Origin of the sequence: Neptuniibacter halophilus, assembly GCF_030295765.1 — a bacterium.
In the GTDB taxonomy this organism is placed as follows: domain Bacteria; phylum Pseudomonadota; class Gammaproteobacteria; order Pseudomonadales; family Balneatricaceae; genus Neptuniibacter; species Neptuniibacter halophilus.
Window position 1 is genome coordinate 1,401,719 of the sequence record NZ_AP027292.1, and the last position, 24,317, is coordinate 1,426,035.

The following is a 24,317-nucleotide window of genomic DNA, read 5'->3' on the forward strand; positions in this document are numbered from 1 at the left end:
CAAGGCTGTCTGTACTGAAAACGACTAAACCAGCCAATTATGCAATAAGAAGCCCTCAGCTATAGATTAGCTGGTCGGGAAAGCATACGCCATTACAATGAGGGGTCTGCATAAAGCATAGCCTAAATAATAAAAACCCGAATAGCATTATTCGGGTTTTTATCGACGAAAGGTCAGACTACTTTAAGAATTCTGACCTCAAAATCTAATTTTTTCCCCGCCAGCGGGTGGTTAAAGTCTACCGACACACGCTGATCATCAAACTCGGCAATCACGCCGGGCAGTTCGCCGTTGCCGGGGTCGGAGAAAGAGACCACCAGCCCCTGTTCCAGCTCAATCCCTTCAAACTGACTGCGCGGCAATGTCTGGATATTACTCGGATTAGCCATACCGAAACCATCTTCCGGGAGGATTTTCAGGGTCTGCTCCATCCCCTCTTCGAGGCCAAACAGTGCCTTTTCGAACCCTTCCAGCAGATTACCGTCACCCACAGTAAACGTGGCCGGTTCCGCATCGTAATTGGAATCGACTATCTGACCATCTTCCAGCTTAATGGCAAAATGCAGGGTGACCGTTTTACCCGGTCCGATCAGTTTACTCATGTCCGTGTCCTCAAAGATGTCGGCTTACGTTTGCCTTCCAGAAACAGCATATCCAGTACCAGCAGGATCGCCCCCAGCGTAATCGCACTGTCAGCCAGATTGAAAGCCGGGAAGTAGTAGCCGTTGTAGTGCAGTGAGATAAAGTCGATCACATACCCCTGCACGACCCGGTCATACAGATTTCCTAGCGCTCCGCCCAGAATCAGTGAGAGTGACAAACCAACCCACCACAGGGTCCGCGGCGTACGTTTCAACCAGGCGATCAGCACCAGACTGACAATCACTGCGACGGCCACGAAGAACCAGCGCTGCCAGCCCCCCGCGTCCGACAGGAAGCTGAAGGCGGCACCCCGGTTAAACAGCAGTGTCAGATCAAAGACCGGCAACACCGGATTCGGCTCTGCATACTTGAGCAGCGAAATCGCCAGCTGCTTGCTGCCCAGATCGAGGATGATCACCAGCAGTGTGAGCCACCCCCAGATCAAACAGCTTTTGGGAACCTCCTGTTCCCCTGTCTTCGTCTCAGTCATCAGGCAAACTGTCGGCTTTCGCCTGCACCGTTAACGTTCTCGACACAACGACCACACAGCTCAGGTTCTTCCTGACTCTGGCCAATATCTTCGCGGAAATGCCAGCAACGCGGGCATTTTTCAGCAGCGCTCTTCAGCACTTTAACCTGCAGACCTTCCAGCTCCGTCGTCTGAGCAGCTTCGGCATCTGCCAGTGCAGCCACATCCGCTTTGGAGGTGATCAACACAAAACGCAGCTCATCGCCCAACTGAGACAGGGTTTTCAGCAGGTCATCCGCGCAGTACAGAGTCACTTCTGCTTCCAGACTGCCGCCAATAGCGCCGGCGTTACGCTGCTCTTCCAGCTGCTTGTTAACAGCATTCTTAACCGCCATTACCTGCTCCCAGTAAGCAGCATCCAGCGCACTGCCTTCAGGCAGCTTGTTCAGCCCTTCATACCAGGTATCCAGATGTACGGATGCAGAACGCTCACCCGCCAGCGTTTTCCAGATCTCATCGGCAGTAAAGCTGCAGATCGGCGCAATCCAGCGGACCAGCGCTTCGACGATATGGTAAAGCGCAGTCTGCGCAGAACGACGCGCATGAGAGTCGGTCGCGGCGGTGTACTGACGATCCTTGATGATATCCAGATAGAAACCACCCATATCCTGTGAGCAGAAGTGAGATACCTTCTGGAATACCTGGAGGAACTCGTAACGGTTGTAGTGAGCAACCAGCTCATCCTGCAGACGTGCCGCACGATCCACCGCCCAGGCATCCAGTGCAACCATATCGCTGGCAGCCACCAGATGCTGCGCCGGATCAAAACCACTCAGGTTGGCCAGCAGGAAGCGGGCTGTATTACGGATACGGCGATAGGCGTCTGCCGCCCGTTTGAGGATATCGTCGGAGCAGGTCATCTCACCGCTGTAGTCGGTAGAAGCCACCCACAGACGCAGAATATCCGCCCCGTATTTGTTCATCACTTCCTGTGGTGCGACCACGTTACCCACAGATTTGGACATCTTGCGGCCCTGACCATCCACGGTAAAACCGTGTGTCAGCACCTGCTTGTAAGGGGCACAGCCTTTAATCGCGATACCGGTTTTCAGGGAGGACTGGAACCAGCCACGGTGCTGATCCGAACCTTCCAGATACATATCTGCCGGAAATTCCAGATTATCCCGCTGATCAACCACAGAGTAGTGTGTCACGCCGGAGTCAAACCACACATCCAGCGTATCGGTTACTTTCTCGTACTGATCTGCATCGCCTCCCAGCAGCTCAGCCGAATCCAGATCAAACCAGGCATCCATACCTTCAGCTTCAACACGCTCAGCCACCTGTTCAATCAGGGCAGCCGTTTGTGGGTGAAGCTGCTGTGTCTCTTTGTGGATAAACAGGGCAATCGGCACACCCCAGGTACGCTGACGGGAGATACACCAGTCCGGGCTCTGCTCAACCATCGCCTCGATGCGGTTCTGCCCCCAGCCCGGGAACCACTCCACACCTTTAATCGCTTCCAGCGCGTCTGTTTTCAGCCCTTTAGCATCCATACTGATAAACCACTGCGGCGTCGCGCGGTAGATCAACGGCGTTTTGGTACGCCAGCAATGTGGATAGCTGTGCTGGAATTTATGTTCCAGAACCAGCGCTTTGTTTTCTTCCAGCAGCGCCACGACTTTGGCATCCACTTTATAAACATGCTCACCGGCAAAGACGCCTGCGCCTTCACCCAGAACACCAGACGCATCGACCAGATTCAAGGTGCCAATGCCGTATTTACGGCCGACTTCAAAGTCTTCCACGCCGTGATCAGGTGCCGTGTGTACCGCACCGGTACCGGCATCCAGCGTAACGTGATCACCCAGAATGACAGGAACCTGACGCTCATAAAACGGGTGCTGCAGGGCAACCTGCTCCAGTGCCTGCCCCTGACAACGGCCAACAACACTGTAGTCTTCAATGCCATAACGCTTCATCGCATCTTCAACCAGCCCTTCAGCCAGCAGAATACGCTCAGGGCCCTGCCCCAGATCCAACTGAACCAGTACGTAATCCAGTTCCGCATTCAGCGAAACCGCCTGGTTAGAAGGCAGAGTCCATGGCGTCGTCGTCCAGATAACAACCGCAGCCTGACCTTCGCCGCTGACATCGTCAAAACGCGACAGGAAGTCAGCCTGATCAACCGGCACAAAACGCACATCGATCGCGGTGGAGGTTTTGTCCTGATACTCAACCTCAGCCTCCGCCAGTGCAGAACCACCGACCACACTCCAGTAAACCGGCTTGAAGCCTTTTACCAGATGGCCGTTCTCGGCGATTTTGCCCAGTGCACGGATGATGTTGGCTTCGGTATCGAAGTTCATGGTCAGGTAAGGATTATCCCAGTCACCAAAAACGCCCAAACGGATAAAGTCTTTCTTCTGACCTTCTACCTGCCGGGTCGCATACTCACGACATTTTTTGCGGAAATCCTTATGCGAGACCTTCACACCGGCTTTACCGATCTTGGTTTCAACCTTATGTTCAATCGGCAGGCCATGGCAGTCCCAACCCGGTACATAAGGGGCGTCAAAACCGCTCATGGTTTTAGACTTGATAATGATATCTTTCAGAATCTTGTTAACAGCATGACCAATGTGAATATCGCCGTTCGCGTAAGGGGGGCCGTCATGCAAGGTAAACTTGTCACGACCCGCACTCACCTCGCGAATTTTCTGATACAGATCCATCTTCTGCCAATCCTTCAGCATCTGCGGCTCACGCTGCGCCAGATTGCCTCGCATTGGGAAAGCGGTTTCCGGAAGGTTCAGTGTTGCTTTGTAATCGGTCATGGTTTTCGGTTCCGAATTAACTACGGGTACGGGCGAAGTAAGCCCGCACATCATCAATATCTGTAAAAATCTGTTGTTTCAGTTGTTCCAGCCCATCGAACTTACGTTCGGCGCGGATAAACTGCTTAAACTCCACGGTCATCAACTGACCGTAAATATCCTGATCAAACTCAAACAGGTGCACTTCAAGCACCGGCTGCTGACCACCCACTGTAGGCCGCAAGCCTACATTGCAGACTCCCTGAATGATCTGTCCGCCCAGACGCGCCTCTACGGCATAAACGCCGCGCAACGGGCAGGGGAAACGGTGCATCCGTACATTCGCCGTAGGCACACCTAACTGCCGGCCCAGCTTCTGGCCATGCATCACCCGGCCACTGACGGTATATGGACGGCCGAGTAACTGTTCAGCGGTATCCAGATGGTTCGCCATCAGCTCATTGCGGACCCGGGTACTACTCACCCGCTCCCCTTCACTGAAGAAAGTCGCGGTATTCACCACGGTGAAACCATGTTTTTCGCCGGTCTCTCTGAGCATAGAGTAATCACCACTGCGATCACAGCCGAAACGAAAGTCATCTCCCACAACAAAATGCTGTACCGCAAGGCCGCGCAACAACAGTTCATCCACAAACTGCTCAGCGGACATGGCCCGCAGGCGATCATTAAAAGTCAGACAGAGGTGACGATCGATTCCTTCAGCCTGCAGCAAACGATACTTTTCGCTGAAACGGGTCAGTCGTGGCGGCGCTTTATCGCCGGCAAAAAACTCCTGCGGCTGCGGTTCAAAACTGATCACCACCGACGGCAGACCTAACTCCCGCGCCTTAGCTTTGACCTGCTCAAGAACCTGACGGTGCCCAAGATGGACGCCATCAAAATTACCGATCGTTGCCACGCAACCCCGGTGTTTCTCACGCAGGTTATGTAATCCGCGAATCAGCTCCATCAGTTACTCTTACCAGCCCTGAAAAAATAAACGCGGCATTATAGCTCAGATAGTGTCCAACCTGTAGTTCTGACAGGGACTGAAAGGCCGCAGCAATTGAAAATTCAGCTATGTCGCAGGTGCCCGGGCCTTAATCCGGCCGCAATTATCACCAGCAGATAGGTCACGGCACCGGCCACCACCAGAATCGCCATCTGTAATACCCGCTGCCACAGACTCATCTCCAGCCACAAAGTGGTCTCTTCAGCCAGCAACAGCAGCACTGCCAGCATCGCCAGATTAGCCAGTAACATCCGCAACAGGTGAGCGCCCCAGCCCGGACTCCAGTTCAACACCCCGGCCCTGCGCAGTCCGTAAAGCAACAATCCGGCATTAAGGAACGCCGACATCGCGGTCGCGGCCGCCAGCCCCACATGTGCCAGAGGGCCGATCAGAATCAGGTTAAACACCATATTAGCAATAGCAGCCTGTATGCCGATTTTCACCGGGGTTTTAGTATCCTGACGGGAGAAATACCCGGTCGCCAGCACTTTAATCAGCATAAACGCCAGCAAACCACAGGCATAGGCACGCAGGCTCATCGCCGCCATCATCACATCCCTGTCGGTCAGAGCGCCGTAATGAAACAGCGTAATCAGCATCGGCTCCGCCAGAACAAACAGAGCAACCGCCGCCGGCAGACCGATCAGCAAGACCATCTGCATACCCCAGTTCAGTGTCGAGGAGAAATGTTCTGCCGAGCGGGACGCATGTTTACGCGACAGACTGGGCAGTACCACAGTCGCAATAGCGATACCGAACACGCCCAGCGGCAATTCAACCAGACGATCCGAGTAGTACAACCAGGAGACACTCCCGGTCTGCAGGAACGACGCCAGCACGGTGTCCAGCAACAGATTAATCTGTGCCACTGAGACACCAAACAGCGCAGGCAGCATCAATTTCAGGATCCGCCGCACGCCCTCATCCTGCCAGCCCCAACGTGGCTTGGGCAACAGTTTCAGACGAGCCATAAACGGCAACTGAAACACCAGTTGCAGGACACCGGCAATCATCACCCCCCAGGCCAGTGCGAGCACCGGCGGGTCAAACAGCGGACTGAGAAATACCGCCGATCCGATCAGAGAGATATTAAGCAAGACCGGCGTAAAAGCGGGCACCGCAAAACGTTCGTAGCTATTCAGCACGGCACCGGCAAACGCGGTTAACGAGATCAACAACAGATAGGGGAAGGTGATCTGCAGCATCTGCGCAGCCAGATCGAACTTCGCCTGATCCTGCAGATAAAAACCGGGCGCAAACAGGGCGGTCAGCATCGGCGCCCCGATCACCGCCAGCACCGTCAGTGCAATCAACACACTACCCAGTGTGCCGGCCACATAATTCACCAACTGCTGAACGGCAGCCAGATCACGCTGGGTACGATACTCGGACAACACCGGCACAAACGCCTGGGCGAAAGCCCCCTCTGCAAACAGACGGCGCAGAAAGTTAGGAATTTTAAACGCGACAAAAAAGGCGTCGGCACTGCCACTGGCCCCGAAGTAACCGGCAACAATCACATCCCGGGCGAGCCCCAGCACCCGAGACAGCATCGTCATCAGACCAACCACGACACTGGAACGAAGCAATCCGGCTGATTTTTTTACATTAGAAGGTTCTGCTGCCACAGGCCTGATCCGAAGTTAAATGAACGGGACTCATATAAAGGCGCATATTACTCGCTGAACGAGAAAATTTCTTCAGTTTTATTGACAGCGAAGGCACAAATATGAATAATCTCGCCTCTGATTTTTCGGCGCAAAGGCCGAATTTTATTCTTAACTTATTTAAAGGAGCCGGACTGTGGCAAATTCCGCAGGATCTCGTAAACGTGCTCGCCAGGCAGAGAAGCGTCGCCAGCATAACGCTAGCCTGCGTTCCATGGTACGCACTTACATCAAAAAAATCGTTTCCGCTGTAGAAGCTGGTGATCAGACTGCTGCACAGGAAGCTTTCAAAACTGCACAGCCAATTCTGGACAGCTCTGTTACTAAAGGCATCTTCCACAAGAACAAGATCGCCCGTACTAAGAGCCGCCTGAGCAAGCGCATCGCTGGTCTGGCTGCTTAATCGCATCCAACCAGACATAAAAAAACCGGCGGCTGCCGGTTTTTTTATGTCTCCAATTTGCCCCGGGCCAGATCAGGCAAGCACCAGATTATCCCTGTGCACCAGCTCTTCCTCTCCCATAAAGCCCAGAGTCGACTCGATCTCCCGACTGGCCTTACCGATAATCTTCTGAGCATCTTCACAGCCGTAGTTAACCAGTCCGCGCGCTACAATCCGGGAAGACTCATCCGTCAGAATCACCATCTCACCACGGGAAAAATCACCACTGACCGCTTTAACCCCCGCCGGCAACAAGCTCTTACCCCGCTCTTTCAGGGCACGTACCGCACCCTCATCCAGAACCAGCGTACCTCGCGCCTGCAGATGCCCGGCAATCCACTGTTTTCGCGCCACCATCGGCTCAGCCTCAGGCACCAGCAATGTCCCCAACTGCTCAGCCTGACGCAGCCTCAGCAGCACATCCTCCTCACGCCCACTGGCAATCACAGTGACCGCACCGGAACGCGCCGCCAGTTTAGCCGCACGCACCTTGGTCGCCATGCCACCACGACCCAGCTTGCCGCCATCACCCGCCACCGCTTCCAGCTCAGGATCACCGGCGCGCGCCTCAGAGATCAGGGTCGCATCAGGGTTATGCCGCGGATCTGCCGTAAACAAACCTTTCTGGTCTGTCAGCAGTATCAACGCATCCGCCTGAACCAGGTTCGCTACCAGCGCACCCAGCGTATCGTTGTCACCAAAGCGAATCTCCTTGGTCACCACGGTATCATTCTCATTAACCACCGGTACAACACCAAAATCCAGCAGTGTTCGCAGAGTCGCCTGAGCATTCAGATAACGCTTGCGATTGGAATGATCCTCATGGGTCAGCAGTATCTGCGCCGTATGTGTTTCATGGCGCTTGAAATTAGCCTCATAGGCCTGAACCAGCCCCATCTGGCCGACCGCAGCCGCCGCCTGCAGCTTATAAATCTCATGCGGACGATCAGACCAGCCGAGACGATTCATCCCTTCTGCCACCGAACCCGAAGAGACCAGTACCACCTCAAGCCCCGACGCCTTTAACGCTGCAATCTGGTCAACCCAGCGACTGATCGCCTGCAGGTCCAGCCCCTGTCCATCATTGGTCAGCAAGGCACTGCCAATTTTCACCACCCAACGGCGACTTGCCTTGAGCTTATTCCTACCTAAGGTCACTTAACACCTCTAACCCATGGCTATTGAGCCAGCAATCTACTCACGCACCCACTCAACTTCGACATCATAATCATCGTCATCGAAGTCGTCATCATCCAGATCATCCTGTTCACGACGCGCACGCATCTCAGCACGCATCTGCTCAATCCGCTCACGCGCCTCAGCATCCACCTGCTCACGAATCGCCTGCTCCTGATCAAGAATAGAAGGATCTTCCTCAATCGCTTCAAGACGCTGATCCAGAAACGCCTGAATATCCCGCATCATCTCAGCGGTACCCTGCTGACTCAGCGCAGACACACGGTAAACCGGCCCTTCCCATTCAAGCGCATCAATCACTGCCTGACAGCGCGCTTCGCGCTCCTCCTCAGGCACCATATCCAGCTTATTCAGAACCAGCCAGCGCGGTTGCTCTGCCAGAGTCGGACTGAATTTTTCCAGCTCACCCACCGCTACCTGCGCAGCCTCTTCCGGGGTCACTTCATCCCAGGGCGCCATATCCACCAGATGCAGCAGAATACGGTTACGCGCCAGATGCTTAAGGAAGCGAATACCCAGACCCGCGCCCTCTGCCGCACCTTCAATGATGCCGGGAATATCTGCAATCACAAAGCTGCGATGCTTCTCGATACGCACCACACCCAGATTCGGAACCAGCGTGGTAAACGGGTAGTTAGCCACCTTCGGCTTAGCCGCAGATACCGCACGAATCAGCGTTGATTTACCCGCATTCGGCAATCCCAGCAGACCCACATCCGCCAGCACTTTCAGCTCCAGCTTCAGGTTACGGGTTTCACCTATAGAACCTTTAGTTGTCTGGCGCGGCGCACGGTTCACACTACTCTTAAAACGAGTATTACCCAGACCATGGAAACCACCCTGAGCAATCTTTTCGATCTGCCCGATTTCGGTCAGATCCGCCAGAATTTCGTCCGTATCGGTATCCACCACTGTGGTACCCACAGGGACACGCAGAATCAGATCTTCACCTTTTGCACCCGTGCAGTTACGCCCCATGCCGGATTGACCGTTCTGCGCTTTATAATGACGGGTAAAGCGGTAATCAATCAGCGTATTCAGGTTTTCGTCCGCCTGAAAAAACACCGAACCACCATCACCGCCATCACCACCATCCGGGCCGCCTTTGGGGATATATTTCTCACGCCGGAAGCTCATGCAACCATTGCCACCCTTACCTGCTTCAACCGTGATGACTGCCTCATCGACAAATTTCATCTTATCTCCCCAAAAGTTCGTACCAGGAAATCTACCGATAAGCCCTGCACAGACCAAGACCCACGAGTAGATTCCCGCAATATCATAAACAAAAAAGCTCCGCCGTGGCGGAGCTTTTTAAAGGTTAAAAACCGTCAATTACGCAGATACAACAGAGATGTATTTACGCTTCTGTGGGCCTTTAACTTCAAATTTAACTACGCCGTCTGCTTTCGCAAACAGAGTGTGGTCTTTACCGCAACCAACGTTCTCACCAGCGTGGAACTTAGTTCCGCGCTGACGCATCAGGATGTTGCCAGCAACAACTGCCTGACCGCCGAAACGCTTGACACCTAGTCGTTTCGACTCGGAATCGCGACCGTTTTTAGTAGAACCACCAGCCTTCTTATGAGCCATCTATCTAACTCCCAACCAGGTTAATATTAGGCAGAAATGCCAGTAATTTTTACTTCAGTGAACCACTGACGGTGGCCCTGACGCTTCATGTGATGCTTACGACGCTTGAACTTGATGATCTCAACTTTCTTAGCGCGGCCGTGCTGAACAACTTCAGCAGTTACCTTAGCACCATCAACAACCGGCGCACCGATTTTGATGTCATCGCCATTGCCTACCAGCAGAACACGGTCAAACTCAACGTTTGCACCAGCTTCAGCCTGCAGTTTTTCCAGTTTCAGGGTTTCACCTTCCTGGACGCGGTACTGTTTACCACCGCTTACGATTACTGCGTACATGTTTTTCTCCGTAATTTGCCCACCCAGCTACTAAAAAAGGTACCTACTTCTAATGGCTTCACCATATGGTAGGGAGCGGATATTGGATGGGTCAGGGCGCGCGATTATATAGTAAACAGCCGATCTCTACAACATTTACCCCGCTTTAAATGCTCACTTCCTGTTCATTTCTTGACAGCTCGGAAGCCGCCCCCTAGCATGCGCGCTTATAGTTTTTTATTCGCCTGAGCAGTCGTTATATTATGCAACCACACCAACTCAACCCAGTGATTGAGCCACAGTTTGAAGCCGTAAACGATTACATCATCAACCACCTCGGCTCTAACGTCCCGCTGGTCGAAAAAATCGGTCACTATATAGTTGAGAGTGGCGGCAAGCGTCTGCGCCCGCTACTGGTGCTACTGGCCGCCAATGCAGCAGGCTATCAGGGCCAGCAACATGTTCCTCTGGCAGCGATCATCGAGTTTATCCACACCGCTACCCTGCTGCATGACGACGTGGTGGATAACTCAGAGCTACGCCGGGGCAAAGACACTGCCAACGCCAAATGGGGTAATGCACCCAGCGTATTGGTTGGCGACTTCCTCTACTCCCGCGCATTCCAGATCATGGTTGAGATCGGCTCCATGAAGATCATGCAGGTGATCTCTAACGCCACCAACGTGATCGCCGAAGGCGAAGTCCTGCAACTGCTGAACACGAAAAACCCGGACACCACCGAAGAAGCCTATATGCAGGTCATTCTTGGCAAGACCGCAATGCTGTTCGAAGCAGCCACTCAGGCGGGCGCCATTCTGGCTGATGCAGATGAGCCGGCTGAAGAGGCACTGCGCCTCTACGGGTTACACCTGGGCACTGCCTTCCAGCTGATTGACGACGTGATGGACTACCTCTCCAGCGCTGAAGAGATGGGTAAAAATGTCGGCGATGATCTGGCCGAAGGTAAAGCGACACTGCCACTGATCCACGCCATGCGTGAAGGCAACGAAGAGCAGCGCCAACTGATCCGACAGGCGATCCGTAAAGGTGGACTGGATGACCTGAACCCGATCATGGAGATCGTTCAGCAGACCGGCGCCATTGAGTACACTCAGGAAAAAGCCCGTCAGGAAGCGGACAAAGCTGTCGCCGCTCTGAACGTACTGCCTGAGAGTTCCTTTAAGGCAACGCTGGTGCAACTGGCTGATATCGCGGTTAAGCGAAATCACTAAAACATGGGCGACACGCCCTTTTTTCAAGCCAGATAACCGAGAAAATAGCGTTTGTTCTGAGCAATTAGTCAAAAATGGACAACTTTTTGCCGAATAAACATGACTCAGATCGTGCCTACGACCCCTCATGTCTGTATAATTGCGCGATATTTTGACTTATAAAAACCGGATATACAGAAGCTAATGACAAGACCTTCCTCTTTTAATCGCGATGAACTGCTCTCCTGCGGTCACGGCGAAATGTTTGGACCGGGCAATGCGCGTCTGCCGATCGGTAACATGCTAATGATGGACCGCATCCTGAAAATCACTGAAGACGGTGGTGAATTTGGCAAAGGCGAAATTGTAGCCGAGCTGGATATCAACCCTGATCTCTGGTTCTTCGGCTGCCACTTTGAGGAAGATCCGGTTATGCCTGGTTGTCTGGGCCTTGATGCTATGTGGCAACTGGTTGGCTTCTACCTGGGCTGGAAAGGCAACCCGGGCCGCGGCCGCGCACTGGGCTCCGGCGAAGTAAAATTCTTCGGTCAGGTACTGCCTACCGCCAAGAAAGTGACTTACCACATCCAGTTGAAGCGCGTTATCGAGCGCAAACTGGTTATGGGTATCGCCGATGGCAGCATGTCTGTCGATGGTCGTGAAATCTACACCGCAAAAGACCTGCGTGTAGGACTGTTCACCTCAACGGACAGTTTCTAAACCCGAACAAATATAAGTTCTGTAAACTAAGGCTCTGATTTCAGGGCCTTTCGTATATATGCCGTAGAGTTTTTTCACGATTCAGGTGGCAAAACGCCCCTGATTCACGGAAAATAGGCAGCCTAATTATAGAAAAGAGAGAGAAGCACATGCGTCGCGTTGTTGTTACTGGTATGGGAATTGTTTCTTGTCTGGGTACAGATAAAGAAGCTGTTCTGGAATCACTGCAGCAGGGTCGTTCTGGCATCAAATTCCAGGAAGACTACAAAGAGCGCGGTTTCCGTAGCCAGGTAGCCGGCAGCATCGATATCGATTTCTCTGAGAAGATCGATCGCAAACTGTTACGCTTTATGGGTGATGCTGCGGCATACACCTACATTGCTATGCAGGAAGCTATCGCAGACTCCGGCCTCAGCGATGACCAGGTTTCTAACGAACGCACCGGTCTGATCGTAGGTTCCGGTGGTGCGTCTGCAGACAACATTGTTGAAACCGCTGATATCACTCGTGAGAAGGGCGTTAAGCGTGTAGGTCCATACCGCGTAACCCGCACCATGGGCTCAACCGTTTCTGCTTGTCTGGCTACGCCGTTCAAGATCAAAGGGGTTAACTACTCCATTACTTCCGCCTGTGCGACCAGCGCACACTGCATCGGTAACGCGGCAGAACAGATCCAGCTCGGCAAACAGGACATCGTCTTTGCCGGCGGTGGTGAAGAACTGCACTGGGTTCAGACAGCGATGTTTGATGCCATGGGCGCACTGTCCAGCAAATACAACGAAACCCCGGAAAAAGCTTCCCGTGCCTACGATGCAAACCGCGATGGTTTCGTCATCTCCGGCGGCGCAGGCATTCTGGTGATTGAAGAGCTGGAACACGCTAAAGCACGTGGCGCTAAAATCTACGCAGAGCTGGTTGGCTACGGTGCAACCTCTGACGGTTACGATATGGTGGCACCTTCCGGTGAAGGCGCTGCACGCTGCATGAAACAGGCGATGGCAACCGTCGATGGCGATATCGACTACATCAACGCTCACGGTACCTCCACACCCGCAGGTGATATGCAGGAACTGAAAGCGATGAAAGAAGCCTTTGGCGACAAAATGCCAACCGTTACTTCAACCAAATCTCTGTCCGGTCACTCTCTGGGTGCCGCAGGCGTACAGGAAGCGGTTTACTCCCTGCTGATGCAGGAAAACAACTTTATCGCAGCCTCCGCCAACATCGACGAGCTGGACCCTGAAGCAGCAGGCATGCCGATTGCTGTAACCAAACAGGAAAATGTCGACCTGAAACGGGTCATGTCCAACAGCTTCGGTTTCGGTGGCACCAACTGCACACTGGTATTCGAGAAAATGGACAGCTAATTCGCTGATCCATGCATAAAAAAACCGCCTTCTGGCGGTTTTTTTGTTTCTGTGGCAACCTCAGATAATCTTCAGTTGCTGCATATGCTGCTCAAGCCATTCAACCATATCCTGATGGATCTCATCCACGCTGCGTCCTTCCACAGGAATAGGTTCACCCACGTGCACCTGAACGGTACCGGGCAGCTTGGCAAAACTTTTTCCCGGCCAGTAGAAACCCGCATCATGGATCATCGGCACCAGCGGTACACCCGCACTCAGGGCCAGCATGGCACCACCCTTGTTGAATTTGCCGGTTTTACCTACCGGAACCCGGGTACCCTGCGGAAAGATAATCACCGGAATACCATCTTCAAGCCGCTCTTTACCCTCCGTCAGCAACTGTTTCAGTGCGCCACGGCGCTGACTGCGATCGATCGCTATCGGCTTTAACAGGCCAAGCGCCCAACCGAAAAACGGTATTTTCAGCAGTTCTTTTTTCAGTACCGTGCACTGCGGTCGCACCAATGTCTGCAGAAACAAAGTCTCCCATTCACTCTGATGGTTCGCTATTGCGACATAGGCCCCCTCAGCCGGCAGATTCTCACGCCCGGTCACTTTGACAGCGACACCACAGCAAACCCGCAGCCAGAACATATAGAAGTAATTAATCAGCGTGACAAAGCCAAAACGCTGGCGGAAGTTCATCACCGGTGCCAACAACAGGGACAGCGTGGCATGCACAACGGTTAACGGGTAAAACCCGGCATAAAACAGACAAGCGCGCAGGGCATGAAACAGGTTGGGTTTTGGCTGTGACATGATTATCCCCCGGTCACTGGCGGAAAAAAGGCAACTTCGTCACCGTCCGCAATCGTCTGGTCCGGATCGCACATCTCCTGATTCACGGCACTCAGTACCTGACTCTGTAACAGAACCTCATGCCACAATTCACCATGTGCCTCTGCCAGCGTCTGAAGGAGCTGTCCAACCGTGGTTGAATTGCCCAACTCAACACTCTCTTCAGCCACCCCAAGACGCTCACGCAGGCTGGCAAAGTAGATCACTTTAACCATCTTATTTCTCCACCTTCCAGTGGCCGCTTTTACCACCTTTCTTTTCCAGCAATTTGACGGAACTGATCACCATCCCTTTATCTACTGCTTTACACATATCGTAGATAGTCAGCCCGGCAACCGATGCTGCGGTCAGCGCTTCCATTTCGACGCCCGTCTGGCCGGAGAGCTTACAGGTCGCAGTAATCTCCACACGGTTCAACGCTTCATTCGGCACAAGCTCTACCGCCACTTTACTCAGCATCAACGGATGACACAGCGGGATCAGCTCACTGGTCCGCTTCGCTGCCTGAATGCCCGCAATACGTGCGACGGCCAGCACATCGCCTTTTTTATGGCCACCGCTGGTAATCAGCTTCAGAGTATGCGGCAACATCTGCACCTCAGCGTAAGCTACCGCTTCGCGGAAAGTAACCTGCTTTTCGGATACATCCACCATACTGGCGTTACCTTGCTCATCCAGATGGGTCAGACGGCTCATAACTCTCCCCTCAGCTTCTGCTGATTAATCACCGGATTCGCATACATCTGCCGGAGGATCTCATCAGCACCGGCGGAAACCTGTGCAACACGGCCTTCAAAAGCCTGCTGATGTTCCGGACTGACAGCATCCGAATCACCCTTCCCTGCCGCCAGCAGGTTCGAAGGATGGAGGTGATAATTAAGAATAATCTGTCGATCGATCTCTTCCGCTAAAGCCTCAGGTGTATCAAAGTCCGCTTCAACGGGCTCACCAAAAGCCACATGCACATGGCCTTTTTCCCCGGTTATTCCACGCACAATACTCGAGATATCCTCGTACTGGGACTTTTCATAGGCCCCTTCCGTCGCTTTAGCATGCAGCTCATTCGCCTTTAGCGCATCACAGGGATCATATTCATAGGCGATAGAGACCGGCACGATATTCAGCCGCTTTGCCTGCTCGGCAAAACTGCGTGATTTACGGTGAGCCATGTACAGCATCTTAAGGATCGCCGGGTCGGTAGCATCATTACCATCTTTAGCCCGCCCCTCACGCTGCGCCAGCCAGATGGAGTGCCCGCCCTGAATACTGTGATCAATGTAGGAGGACAGCTCGGTCAGCGCTTTCATCATCTCACGACCGGTCGCCGAGCGATTCACGATAAAACTTTTGTTCAGCCGCATAATGTCGGAAACATAGGGCTTACGCAGCAGGTTATCGCCAATCGCAATCCGCACCGTATCCATACCGTACTGGTGCCGGACCCAGTTAACAAAAGCCGGATCCATTGCGATATCACGATGGTTGGAGACGAACAGATAGGCCTCTTCCGGATCGAGCTGATCAATGCCACTGCAGGTCAGGCGAGTGGTGGTGCGGGCGATCATCTTCTTCATATAGTTCGCCACCAGCATCTGAAACTCATAGACGCTGTCGATTTCGCCCACCTTAGCAGCCAGGGCAATACGCACAAACGGCTTCAGCAACCAGCCCAGGCTGGCGGACATTCGGGGAAACTGGTATCGGGTGACCGCAGAAACAAATTCATCATTATGAAGGATACGGGTCAGCACATCGGCCACTTCATCATCGTGATAGGGCCGGATCTCTTTATACGGGTCCTGCTGATCGGTCATTCGTTCCTCGGGTATGCTTTAAAAATTTGGCGCTATTTTACCGTTTTCCCACTACCTATGCAGGGGAAATCCACACGGATCAGAAAAGCAGCTCAGAAAAGGGAATAAACGCGGTCGGATCACCCTGACGCACTTCGGTCTCAGGCGGAATCACCGCGATACCATCCGCCCAACTGGCGGACATCAGGACACCTGAACTCTGATTGGAAAAAGGCACCAGCGCCCCCTCTTCGACACGAACCCGCAAATACTCCTGACGCTGATTTTTGCGACCACGACTAAAACCAGCGGGCAGTTGCAGTGTCAGCGGTGGTTTAAACCCGGCGCCCTGCAATTTCAGCAGACAGGGACGCGCCAGCAGACAGAACGTAACCAGCGTTGAGGTAGGATTACCCGGCAACCCCAGAAACGGGGTACCCTGCACTTCACCGTAGGCCACCGGCTTACCCGGTTTGATCTTGATTTTCCACATCGACAACGAGCCAAGCTGTTCGACACAGGCTTTGACATGATCCTCTTCACCCACAGATACACCCCCGGTGCTGATAATCACATCAGCACCTGAGGCCGCTCTCTGCAGCGCTTCCAGTGTCGCTTCCCGGGTATCAGCCACACAGCCAATATCAACCGGCTCCATGCCGAGCCCGGCCAGCAGGCCTGTCAGGATATAGCGGTTCGAGTTATAGATCTGCCCTGCCGCCAGTGGACTCCCCGGCTCCACCAGCTCATCGCCTGTGGATAAAATGGCTACACGAAGACGTCGGTATACTTTAACCTGAGCCAGCCCGACCGACGCCAGCATGCCCAGATCGGCAGGTTGCAGACGCTGCCCCGCAGGCAAGACCTCCTGCCCCTGCCGGATATCCTGTCCGGCACAGCGGATGTTTTCACCCACGCTGACCGTCTGAGTTAGCTGAATTCCCCGGTCCAGAGCCCGGGTATTCTCCTGCATCACCACCGCATCCGCTCCGGGCGGGATCTCTGCACCGGTAAAAATACGGGCACAACTGCCCGGCAGCAATGGCTGTGGCGCCGTACCTGCCGGAATCCGCTGACTCACCGGAATAACAGCATTCTGATCAGACAGATCGGCTGTATTCAGTGCATAGCCATCCATACTGCTGTTATCTGCCGGCGGCACTGCCACAGATGCCATGGGCGATTCTGCCAATACCCGCCCTGCTGCCTCATGCAGCGCGACCAGCTCCGTTTCTACTGCACACTGGCTACCTTGCAGCAAACGCTGCAGCGCCTCATCAAAGGGGATCAGGCCCGGCTGAGTATCGCAACTGGCCATACTCAGGACTCCGCCTGATCCTGAAGGTGTTTGAGAATCAGGGTGACAAAGTTACAGGGCTTATGCCGATGATCGAGCTGCTCAGCGATCACTTCATCCCAGCCGGTGCGACAGGCACCGGTGGAACCCGGCAGACAAAAAATCACCGTACCGTTGGCCAGACCACCCAAGGCTCTGGACTGGATCGTAGATGTTCCGATCTGCCCCGCCGAAACCTGACGGAAATACTCACCAAATCCCTCAATGGTTTTATCAAATAACGGTGCCATTGCCTCCGGCGTGGAATCACGACCAGAAAAGCCGGTACCCCCGGTGGAGACAATCACATGGATCTCCGGATCGGCAATCCAGCGCGAGGTGACCGCTCGCATCTGATAGACATCATCTTTCACAATCTCCCGCGCGCCGAGGCAATGACCTGCAGCCTCCAGCCTGTCCACCAGAGCCTGTCCTGATGTATCGTTATCCAGACTCCGGGTATCAGATACCGTCAGTACCGCAATATTCAGTGGGACAAATTCAGCTTTCGCAGGGGTATGGGACATCGCTGTTTCCTTAAACGTAAGTATTCAGGGGATAGTCGGACGCGGCCTGGGGATAACGCAGTCAGCCGCCGGTCATATTCATAAATCGCAGGATCTGCGGTTCGTCATCGAGATCAAACTCATGCTTCTCCGGTTTCAGGTCCATTGCCTGAATAATCACCTGACGAAGGCGCTCCTGATCACCCGGGTAACGCCGCAGGGTTTCGCGCAGATCAACCGAGTGCTCGTTGCCAAGACAGAGCAACAGACGCCCTTCAACCGTAACCCGAACCCGGTTACATTCAGAACAGAAGTTATGACTATGCGGTGAGATAAAACCGACACGGCTGTCACTGTCAGCCATCCGGTAATAGCGGGAGGGGCCTGCGGTTCGTTCCGTGCTTGCCTGCAACGGGTAACGTGGTTCGATAATCGCCCGGACCTCGTCACTGGAGCAATAAACCTCGGAGCGGTCATGCTCAGCGATCTGCCCCAGAGGCATCTCTTCAATAAAACTGACATCAACGCCTTTATTACGGGCGAACTCGACCAGATCGAGCACCTCATCGTCATTCCGGCCTTTCATGACTACCGCATTCAGCTTCACCCGATCGAAGCCCTGAGCTACCGCCGCATCGATGCCAGCCAGCACTTTAGGTAACTTTCCGGTACGGGTCATGTTACGGAAGCGTTCTTCCTGCAAACTGTCGATACTGATGTTCAGGCGATTCACACCGGCCTGCTTCAGCGCAGGGGCCATATCCGTCAGTTGCGAGCCATTCGTAGTGATGGCGAGCTCCGCATCCAGACGCCCGATACCCTGAATCAGCTTGATCACCTCACGACGCACCAGCGGCTCGCCACCGGTCAGACGGATCTTCTTCACCCCCAGAGAGACAAACGCAGCCGCAACCTGCTCGATCTCCTCAAGCGTCAGTACCTGAGCATGGGGCAGAAAGGTCATATCTTCCCCCATGCAGTAGACACAGCGGAAATCGCAACGGTCAGTCACCGACAGGCGTATATAGTCAACGGTACGACCGAAACGGTCGACAAGTTTAGTGGGAGTATTTGTGCGATCAGACATCAATTTCCACGACTGACTGGTAATCATATTAATAGGACAAGTGAACTGTAAAATAGCATAAATCTCGCCCGGCAACAGTTATACTCTGAGCCGACAACAGTCTACTTAGGAAGTCCAATGTATCTGGCTATCAAGCATATCCACCTCACCAGTATCGCCCTCAGCCTCTGCCTGTTTCTGCTGCGGGGCTACTGGTCACTTTTCCTGCCGCAATTACTGAAAATGCGCTGGGTAAAGATACTACCGCATATTATCGATACCGTATTGCTGATCAGCGCCATCACGCTGGCCATCCTGCTACAGCAGTATCCTTTTGTTGATCACTGGCTTACCGCCAAAGTGATCGGCCTGTTACTCTACATAGGGCTGGGCACGGTTGCGATCAAACGAGGAAAAAGCCGCGGAACCAAAGCACTGGCCTTTCTGGGCGCACTGCTCTGCTTCGCCTATATTGCCAGTGTCGCAGTCAGCCACAATCCGCTGCCCTGGAGCTGAACCGGCTAATCTTTGTGTTTGTACATTATCCGCATCAGCCATTGCAGCTCGTGGCGCCAGGGGCGCTGACGGATACCAAACACACTGAGAAGCTTACGACAGGTCAGGACCGAGGTGTTCGGACGTAACGCCTCGGTCAGATAATCCTTGCCGGAGATTGGCACCAGTTTCTCCACCTCAAAGCTTTCATAACTCCCCGCGGCAATCAGAATCTCTTTACAGAAGTCGTAACGATTAATGATCTCAGCGCCGCAGTAATGGTAAGTACCCCAGGCGTCAGCACCGTTGTGAATCTGCTTCAGCATCGCCAGAATCACCCGGGCGACATCTGAGGCTGCAGTTGGGCAACCTCTGCGGTCACTCACCGCTTCCATTACTTTCTGCTTACGGGCAGTTTCCAGCGTACGCAGGACAAAATTATCTCCCTGCTCGCTAAACAGCCAACTGACCCGGAGAATGATATGTCTGGGCAATAACTGTCGCAGGCGCTCTTCACCCTGCCACTTACTATCACCATAGACACCGAGGGGAGCTACTTCATCTTCCTCAGTGTAACCACTGGCATAGTGACCATCGAACACATAATCCGTGGAGAGGTGAAACATGGGGATGGAAAAATCGCCACAAACACGCGCCAGCTTTTCCACAGCATCCGTGTTCACGCCGTAACACAGTGCCTGATTCTGCTCCGCCAGATCAACGTAATCATAAGTCGCGCAGTTAACCACATAATCCGGCAGATGCGCTGCCAGAGCCTGCTGAATCTGATCCTCGTTGGTGATATCCAACTGGGCTTTACCCAAGGCGACAATCTCGAAGAAACCATCTTTAGCGGCCATACGGCTGAGCGCCGTTCCCACCTGGCCATGGGCTCCAGTAATTAATAATTTAACTGGCTTTAAAAGCAGATCCAGGTCCATAACCTCACATATTCCGTGTACAGACGATAACAACGAAGAAAATCAATGCATCGGAGCAGACACCCACTGCGCCGACGGAAAAGGGCTCACGGCAAAAATATACCTTAAAGCGCCCGGCAGTTATATACCTGAGCCAGACACGCCACAACCTTTAAAGTGCACCGTTAAGACATAAAAAAACCCCCTGAGGAGGGGGCTTTCACAGAAACCGTTCAAATCAGAACGGGATATCATCATCGAAATCGTCAAAGCCCGGTGCAGGCTGTGGTGCAGGCGCCTGCTGGGGAGCGGGACGCTGTTGCGGCGCCTGCTGCGGTGCATACTGCTGCTGAGGTGCCTGTTGCGGGGCTGCCTGCTGCTGTGGAGCCTGCTGCGAGTACCCCCCCTGCTGCTGCGGCTGATAACCACCACCATCGCCACCGCGGCTGTCGAGCAGCTGCATTTCACTGGCTACGATCTCGGTTGTGTAGCGATCCTGTCCGCTCTGATCCTGCCACTTACGGGTGCGCAATGAACCTTCGACGTAGACTTTACCGCCTTTACGCATGTATTCACCGGCGATCTCCGCCAGACGATTAAAAAAGACAACCCGGTGCCACTCAGTACGCTCTTGCTGCTGACCGGTCTGCTTATCTTTCCAGGATTCAGAGGTTGCGATGGTAACGTTGGTTACCGCATTGCCATTAGGCATATACCGAACTTCAGGGTCACCACCCAGATTGCCCACAAGAATTACTTTGTTAACACCACGTGCCATTTTTATCTCCAGAATGCTTCTTCACAACCGATCGAACAGGCTGCGTATATAACGCTCAAGCTTAACATGCGACAGCCTTAACTCCCATAGCCAGCCACTCAGTTTTAGTGCCTGAAGCAAAACCCGGTTTAGTCCTACAGGGGACGTAAAAATTCTTTATAATGATGTGTTTTGTTTCTCCGCTCAGGAACCAATATGGATAAGATTCTGGTACGGGGTGCCCGCACCCACAACCTCAAAGACGTGGATCTGGAGATCCCCCGTGACAAGCTCATCGTGATCACGGGTCTGTCCGGTTCCGGCAAGTCCTCTCTGGCATTCGACACACTCTATGCTGAAGGACAACGGCGTTATGTCGAGTCGCTCTCCACATATGCCCGTCAGTTCCTGTCGATGATGGAAAAACCTGATGTGGACCACATTGAAGGTCTTTCACCGGCCATCTCCATTGAACAGAAATCGACTTCGCACAACCCACGTTCCACCGTGGGTACCATCACCGAGATCTATGATTACCTGCGCCTGTTGTTTGCCCGTGCGGGTGAGCCTCGCTGCCCGGATCATGACCTCCCCCTGGCTGCACAAACCATCAGCCAGATGGTAGATCAGGTGCTCGCCCTGGAAGAAGGCAGCAAGATGATGCTTCTGGCTCCTGTGATTCAGGGGCGTAAAGGTGAGCACTTACATACGATCAGTAACTTACGGGCCGAGGGTTTCATCCGTGCCCGGATTGATGGCATTGTGGTGGATCTGGATGCTGCCCCGGAGCTGGATAAAAACAAGAAACATACCATTGAGGTCGTCGTCGACCGCTTCAAAGTGCGCAGCGACCTGCAGACACGATTGGCAGAGTCCTTCGAAACCGCACTCAACCTGACCGACGGCATCGCCAAAGTGGCATACATGGATGGCGAGGCTGACGAGCTGATTTTCTCTGCCCGCTTTGCCTGCCCGGAGTGCGGACACAGCATTCAGGAACTTGAGCCGCGCCTGTTCTCATTTAACAATCCACATGGCGCCTGCCCAAGCTGCGACGGGCTGGGGGTAAAGCAGTACTTTGATCCGGTTAAAGTCGTGCACGACAATAGCCTGACTCTCTCCGAAGGTGCGATCCGCGGATGGGACCGACGCAGTCTCTACTACTTCCAGCAACTGAAAGCCGTCGCCGAGCAGTATGGCTTTGATATGGACACACCGTTCAAGGCCCTGAGCCAGAAGCACCAGAGCCTGATACTGCAGGGCAGCGGCAGTGAAACCGTGACCTTCCGCTACCTCAATGATCGGGGCGATATTATCAATAAAGCTCACCCTTTCGAGGGCGTCCTGAATAATCTCGAAAGACGCTATCGCGAGACTGAGTCAGACACCGTTCGCGAAGATCTGGCTAAATACCTGAATATGCAGCCCTGCCCCTCCTGTCATGGCAGCCGTCTGCGTCGCGATGCCCGGCACGTTTACATTGACCAGCATACCCTGCCCGAGATCGTCACCAAACCGATCGGCGATAGCCTGAACTACTTTGAACAACTGCACCTCAGCGGCAAACAGGGCGAGATTGCGGAAAAGATTCTTAAGGAGATTCGCGAACGCCTCAGCTTCCTCGTTAATGTCGGTCTGGAATACCTTTCACTGGATCGGAATGCTGACACCCTCTCCGGTGGTGAAGCCCAGCGCATTCGTCTGGCCAGCCAGATTGGTGCCGGGCTTGTAGGGGTGATGTATATACTCGACGAGCCCTCTATCGGCCTGCATCAGCGCGATAACGAACGCCTGCTCAATACACTGGTACATCTGCGCGATCTGGGGAACACGGTCATTGTAGTGGAACACGACGAAGATGCGATTCGTCTGGCCGATTATGTAATCGACATAGGCCCCGGTGCCGGAGTCCACGGCGGACAAGTGATTGCTGCCGGCAAGCCGGAAGAGGTGATGAACAATCCGGAGTCGATTACCGGGCAGTACCTCAGCGGCGCAAAAGAGATTGCCGTCCCTTCAGAGCGCCACCCGGCTGATCCTAAGAAGATGCTGGAACTGATCGGCGCTGAAGGAAACAACCTCAATAAAGTCGATCTTAAGATTCCGGTCGGACTGTTTACCTGTGTTACCGGTGTCTCAGGATCCGGTAAGTCCACACTGATCAACAACACTCTTTACCCGGTAGCGGCGACGGAGCTGAATAACGCGACGACACTGGATCCGGCCCCTCACGCTGCAATCAAAGGGCTGGATAACTTCGATAAAGTGATCGATATTGATCAGAGCCCGATCGGCCGGACACCCCGCTCAAACCCGGCCACTTATACCGGCATCTTCACCCCGGTACGCGAGCTGTTTGCCGGCACACAGGAAGCCCGTTCACGCGGCTACAAGCCAGGCAGATTCAGCTTCAACGTAAAAGGCGGACGCTGTGAAGCCTGTCAGGGTGATGGCGTGATCAAGGTAGAGATGCACTTTCTGCCGGACATTTACGTACCCTGCGATGTCTGTAAAGGCAAACGCTATAATCGGGAAACCCTTGAGGTGAAATATAAAGGCAAGAATATTCATGAGGTACTCGACCTGACGGTCGAAGATGCCCGGGAATTCTTTGATGCAATCCCGGCGCTGGCACGACGCTTACAAACCCTGATCGATGTCGGCCTCTCCTATATCCGCTTAGGTCAGGCAGCAACCACGCTCTCCGGTGGTGAGGCGCAACGGGTTAAGCTGGCGAAAGAGCTGTCTAAACGCGATACCGGCAAGACCCTGTATATACTCGACGAACCGACCACAGGGCTGCATTTCTACGATATTCAGCAACTGCTGAACGTCCTCAACCGGCTACGTGATCATGGCAACACCATCGTGGTGATTGAGCACAACCTCGATGTGATCAAGACCGCAGACTGGATCGTCGACCTCGGCCCTGAAGGCGGTGTTAAAGGTGGCTACATCATCGCGGAAGGCACACCAGAGATGGTGGCAGACAATCCTGAATCGCATACCGGACGATTTCTTAAAGGGATGCTTAACCCGCAATAGCGGGTTAAGCAGGCCGGTACGCCGCTCTGCGGCTACCCGCCAGAACCTCTACTTTCGTTAACTCAAAAAGCACGCCCATCCTTTTTTCAGGCAATAAAAAACCCGG

Annotated in this window: 24 protein-coding genes; 6 read left to right on the top strand and 18 right to left on the bottom strand. The window is 53.7% G+C overall.

The genetic code is table 11. From position 1 onward, the window contains the following. Positions 1 to 173: 173 nt before the first annotated feature. The 5 genes from QUD59_RS06430 to murJ all read right to left on the bottom strand — a co-directional run bounded on the left by QUD59_RS06430 (position 174) and on the right by murJ (position 6,498). Complete coding sequence (locus tag QUD59_RS06430; protein WP_286240315.1) at positions 174 to 602, bottom strand: FKBP-type peptidyl-prolyl cis-trans isomerase; 429 nt, start codon at positions 600 to 602, stop codon at positions 174 to 176. Then, complete coding sequence (lspA, locus tag QUD59_RS06435) at positions 599 to 1,132, bottom strand: signal peptidase II (RefSeq protein WP_286240316.1); 534 nt, start codon at positions 1,130 to 1,132, stop codon at positions 599 to 601. The genes QUD59_RS06430 and lspA overlap by 4 nt, the downstream gene beginning before the upstream one ends. Beyond that, on the bottom strand, positions 1,132 to 3,948 hold the full coding sequence (gene ileS, locus QUD59_RS06440) for an isoleucine--tRNA ligase (protein WP_286240318.1): 2,817 nt from the start codon (positions 3,946 to 3,948) through the stop codon (positions 1,132 to 1,134). The genes lspA and ileS overlap by 1 nt, the downstream gene beginning before the upstream one ends. 16 nt (positions 3,949 to 3,964) lie before the next feature. Next, the gene (ribF, locus tag QUD59_RS06445; protein ID WP_286240319.1) at positions 3,965 to 4,897 is read right to left on the bottom strand and encodes a bifunctional riboflavin kinase/FAD synthetase; all 933 of its coding nucleotides are present in this window, start codon (positions 4,895 to 4,897) and stop codon (positions 3,965 to 3,967) included. A gap of 104 nt (positions 4,898 to 5,001) precedes the next feature. Next, complete coding sequence (murJ, locus tag QUD59_RS06450; protein WP_286240321.1) at positions 5,002 to 6,498, bottom strand: murein biosynthesis integral membrane protein MurJ; 1,497 nt, start codon at positions 6,496 to 6,498, stop codon at positions 5,002 to 5,004. 244 nt (positions 6,499 to 6,742) lie between these two features. Here murJ and rpsT point away from each other — a divergent pair, with 244 nt between their 5' ends. Beyond that, positions 6,743 to 7,009: a 30S ribosomal protein S20 gene (rpsT, locus tag QUD59_RS06455; protein ID WP_286240323.1), complete on the top strand. Its 267-nt coding sequence runs from the start codon at positions 6,743 to 6,745 to the stop codon at positions 7,007 to 7,009. Between the two features lie 72 nt (positions 7,010 to 7,081). Here rpsT and proB read toward each other — a convergent pair whose 3' ends face one another. The 4 genes from proB to rplU all read right to left on the bottom strand — a co-directional run bounded on the left by proB (position 7,082) and on the right by rplU (position 10,176). Then, positions 7,082 to 8,206 carry a glutamate 5-kinase gene (proB, locus tag QUD59_RS06460; RefSeq protein WP_286240324.1) on the bottom strand — a complete coding sequence of 375 codons (1,125 nt, stop codon included), beginning with the start codon at positions 8,204 to 8,206 and terminating at the stop codon, positions 7,082 to 7,084. A 36-nt stretch (positions 8,207 to 8,242) separates the two neighbouring features. Continuing rightward, positions 8,243 to 9,442, bottom strand: coding sequence for an Obg family GTPase CgtA (cgtA, locus tag QUD59_RS06465; protein ID WP_286240325.1), 1,200 nt, complete (start codon positions 9,440 to 9,442; stop codon positions 8,243 to 8,245). A 138-nt stretch (positions 9,443 to 9,580) separates the two neighbouring features. Then, a complete protein-coding gene (gene rpmA / locus QUD59_RS06470) occupies positions 9,581 to 9,838 on the bottom strand; it encodes a 50S ribosomal protein L27 (protein ID WP_286240326.1) in 258 nt (85 codons plus the stop codon). A gap of 26 nt (positions 9,839 to 9,864) precedes the next feature. After that, positions 9,865 to 10,176 (bottom strand): 50S ribosomal protein L21, encoded by a 312-nt coding sequence (gene rplU / locus QUD59_RS06475; protein ID WP_286240327.1) that lies wholly within the window; start codon positions 10,174 to 10,176, stop codon positions 9,865 to 9,867. A gap of 242 nt (positions 10,177 to 10,418) precedes the next feature. On the opposite strand from rplU, the gene ispB reads away from it, so the two are divergent. The 3 genes from ispB to fabB all read left to right on the top strand — a co-directional run bounded on the left by ispB (position 10,419) and on the right by fabB (position 13,453). Beyond that, on the top strand, positions 10,419 to 11,387 hold the full coding sequence (gene ispB, locus QUD59_RS06480) for an octaprenyl diphosphate synthase (RefSeq protein WP_286240328.1): 969 nt from the start codon (positions 10,419 to 10,421) through the stop codon (positions 11,385 to 11,387). 183 nt (positions 11,388 to 11,570) lie between these two features. Continuing rightward, on the top strand, positions 11,571 to 12,086 hold the full coding sequence (fabA, locus tag QUD59_RS06485) for a 3-hydroxyacyl-[acyl-carrier-protein] dehydratase FabA (RefSeq protein WP_286240329.1): 516 nt from the start codon (positions 11,571 to 11,573) through the stop codon (positions 12,084 to 12,086). Positions 12,087 to 12,235: 149 nt separating this feature from the next. Beyond that, entirely contained in the window at positions 12,236 to 13,453 is a 1,218-nt protein-coding gene (gene fabB, locus QUD59_RS06490; protein WP_286240330.1) for a beta-ketoacyl-ACP synthase I, read from the top strand. A gap of 60 nt (positions 13,454 to 13,513) precedes the next feature. Here fabB and QUD59_RS06495 read toward each other — a convergent pair whose 3' ends face one another. The 7 genes from QUD59_RS06495 to moaA all read right to left on the bottom strand — a co-directional run bounded on the left by QUD59_RS06495 (position 13,514) and on the right by moaA (position 19,015). After that, a complete protein-coding gene (locus QUD59_RS06495; protein ID WP_286240331.1) occupies positions 13,514 to 14,254 on the bottom strand; it encodes a lysophospholipid acyltransferase family protein in 741 nt (246 codons plus the stop codon). A gap of 2 nt (positions 14,255 to 14,256) precedes the next feature. After that, positions 14,257 to 14,508 carry a molybdopterin converting factor subunit 1 gene (moaD, locus tag QUD59_RS06500; protein ID WP_286240332.1) on the bottom strand — a complete coding sequence of 84 codons (252 nt, stop codon included), beginning with the start codon at positions 14,506 to 14,508 and terminating at the stop codon, positions 14,257 to 14,259. 1 nt (position 14,509) lies between these two features. After that, positions 14,510 to 14,989 carry a cyclic pyranopterin monophosphate synthase MoaC gene (gene moaC, locus QUD59_RS06505; RefSeq protein WP_286240333.1) on the bottom strand — a complete coding sequence of 160 codons (480 nt, stop codon included), beginning with the start codon at positions 14,987 to 14,989 and terminating at the stop codon, positions 14,510 to 14,512. Further along, complete coding sequence (locus tag QUD59_RS06510) at positions 14,986 to 16,107, bottom strand: 1-acyl-sn-glycerol-3-phosphate acyltransferase (RefSeq protein ID WP_286240334.1); 1,122 nt, start codon at positions 16,105 to 16,107, stop codon at positions 14,986 to 14,988. Before QUD59_RS06510 ends, moaC begins: the two co-directional genes overlap by 4 nt. Positions 16,108 to 16,186: 79 nt before the next feature. Next, on the bottom strand, positions 16,187 to 17,404 hold the full coding sequence (locus QUD59_RS06515; RefSeq protein WP_286240335.1) for a molybdopterin molybdotransferase MoeA: 1,218 nt from the start codon (positions 17,402 to 17,404) through the stop codon (positions 16,187 to 16,189). Between the two features lie 2 nt (positions 17,405 to 17,406). Next, entirely contained in the window at positions 17,407 to 17,949 is a 543-nt protein-coding gene (moaB, locus tag QUD59_RS06520) for a molybdenum cofactor biosynthesis protein B (RefSeq protein WP_286240336.1), read from the bottom strand. A 61-nt stretch (positions 17,950 to 18,010) separates the two neighbouring features. Then, positions 18,011 to 19,015 (bottom strand): GTP 3',8-cyclase MoaA, encoded by a 1,005-nt coding sequence (gene moaA / locus QUD59_RS06525; protein ID WP_286240337.1) that lies wholly within the window; start codon positions 19,013 to 19,015, stop codon positions 18,011 to 18,013. A gap of 117 nt (positions 19,016 to 19,132) precedes the next feature. On the opposite strand from moaA, the gene QUD59_RS06530 reads away from it, so the two are divergent. Next, the gene (locus QUD59_RS06530) at positions 19,133 to 19,510 is read left to right on the top strand and encodes a SirB2 family protein (RefSeq protein WP_286240338.1); all 378 of its coding nucleotides are present in this window, start codon (positions 19,133 to 19,135) and stop codon (positions 19,508 to 19,510) included. Positions 19,511 to 19,515: 5 nt separating this feature from the next. On the opposite strand, the gene rfbD is transcribed toward QUD59_RS06530, so the two are convergent. Next, a complete protein-coding gene (gene rfbD / locus QUD59_RS06535) occupies positions 19,516 to 20,370 on the bottom strand; it encodes a dTDP-4-dehydrorhamnose reductase (RefSeq protein ID WP_286240339.1) in 855 nt (284 codons plus the stop codon). A gap of 277 nt (positions 20,371 to 20,647) precedes the next feature. Next, a complete protein-coding gene (ssb, locus tag QUD59_RS06540; protein ID WP_286240341.1) occupies positions 20,648 to 21,187 on the bottom strand; it encodes a single-stranded DNA-binding protein in 540 nt (179 codons plus the stop codon). Between the two features lie 195 nt (positions 21,188 to 21,382). Here ssb and uvrA point away from each other — a divergent pair, with 195 nt between their 5' ends. Then, positions 21,383 to 24,211: an excinuclease ABC subunit UvrA gene (gene uvrA / locus QUD59_RS06545; RefSeq protein ID WP_286240343.1), complete on the top strand. Its 2,829-nt coding sequence runs from the start codon at positions 21,383 to 21,385 to the stop codon at positions 24,209 to 24,211. Positions 24,212 to 24,317 lie beyond the last annotated feature (106 nt).